This is a genomic window from Pseudomonas taiwanensis DSM 21245, from assembly GCF_000425785.1.
Classification (GTDB): domain Bacteria; phylum Pseudomonadota; class Gammaproteobacteria; order Pseudomonadales; family Pseudomonadaceae; genus Aquipseudomonas; species Aquipseudomonas taiwanensis.
This window is the reverse complement of the sequence record NZ_AUEC01000065.1, coordinates 1-1481: the sequence shown is the minus strand read 5'-3', so window position 1 is coordinate 1481 and position 1481 is coordinate 1. Positions and strand designations below refer to the sequence as shown.

General features: G+C 46.2%; 2 protein-coding genes. Both read left to right on the top strand.

The genetic code is table 11. The annotated features are described in order from the left end of the window. Positions 1-651 (top strand): RHS repeat-associated core domain-containing protein (locus H620_RS26705; protein ID WP_209439663.1); only part of this gene is annotated, 651 nt, incomplete at its 5' end. Between the two features lie 2 nt (positions 652-653). After that, complete coding sequence (locus H620_RS0118870; RefSeq protein ID WP_027907866.1) at positions 654-1277, top strand: hypothetical protein; 624 nt, start codon at positions 654-656, stop codon at positions 1275-1277. Positions 1278-1481: the final 204 nt, after the last annotated feature.

Here is a 1481-nt window from a genome sequence, read left to right as displayed (position 1 = left end):
TGGGCGGGGCAGTACAAGGCGTGGGGTGAGGTGCGGGAGGAGCGTTCGGAGTGGGCCAAGCAGGTCGGGATGAGTAACCCGATTCGCTTCCAGGGGCAGTACCACGATCATGAGACAAGGTTACACTATAATCGCAATCGCTACTATGCGCCCAAACAAGGACGCTACATCAGCAGAGACCCAATAAGCTATGCTGGTGGGCTAAACCTATATATTTATGTTTCAAACCCAATAGAGCTGACCGACCCTTTAGGGCTTTGCAGCCGAAAGCTCGATAATGTTCTAGGGGGTGCTATCGGTGATAATCTTCAGGCTCACCATATTATTCCTGAGCAAGTCTGGAAAATACATAAGCCATTCTTTGACTCGATAGGTCTTGGTGATGGCATGGATAAAAAAGAGAATGGTGTTCTGATGCCCGATAGCGAGGCTAAAGCAAAGCGGGTAGGTCGAATGTTGTATCATTGCGGAAGTCATCCAATTTACAGTGCCTCTGTAAGAATGGAAGTGCTTAGGATAAAAAATGATTACAGAGAGGGTGTGATCAGCGACTCTGTGGCGAGAGAAAGGATTGTTGTACTCCAAAATCGAAATCGTAAAATGCTGCAGGCGCCTGGAACTCTAGGTTTGAAACCAAAAAGGTTGGATTAAATATGAACTTTTATGCGATTAGCCAGAAAAAAGACGTAGGCTCGCATCTGGGTCTGCTAGATGCCGCACTCTATGATAAAATATACGAAAATTGGGGTGAGGTTGAATATGGGTATTTCCCTTGGTATAAAAATGCGCCAGTTAATGGTGGGCATGAAAAAATGCCTGCGGGGATGGTGCTTGTAGGGGAGTCAAAAAAATATTATTTCGGTGCTCGTAGTTTGGCGGAGGGACTGTATGCAATTAATGAAAAATTCTATGCTGCATGTGTAGAAACCGGGGTGCATTTCATTGATGTGGTTAAGGTGGATTGCAAAGTCAATGGTGGGCGGACGGATAATCCTATTGGTTACTATGCTGCTGTTTTCAAATCTTATAGCCCTGATGATGTGATTGATTTGTCGTCAAAAATTATTGGTGACGAGTATGGTCGAATGCAGTCTTTTGAGTCGTTAATGCTTAAGAAAAAGGACAGTGCAGTGTTTCGAATTGATAGGCTTTCACCGTACATAGATACTCTTTACTGCACAGAGGATTTCAAGGAGAAGGCTGAAGCGCTCGGCGTGTTAGGCGTTGAATTTATCTCTTTAAAAGAAAGTGACTCAAAGGGGATTTTGCCATTATAGCTATATCGCTTGAGGTCTAGATAAAATATGTTTTTTGAGCAGGCGCAAGTTTATAACTTGCGCCTGGGTGAACGGGAAGATGCAGCGGGCCAAGCGCCAACGTGATCTCAGCTGTGGCTTCACCCTGTTCGGCTGGGACGGCGACACCCTGGCCTGGGAAAGCTCACCGCCAAGGGACGATGGCGATACCGGGCGCACGGTGCA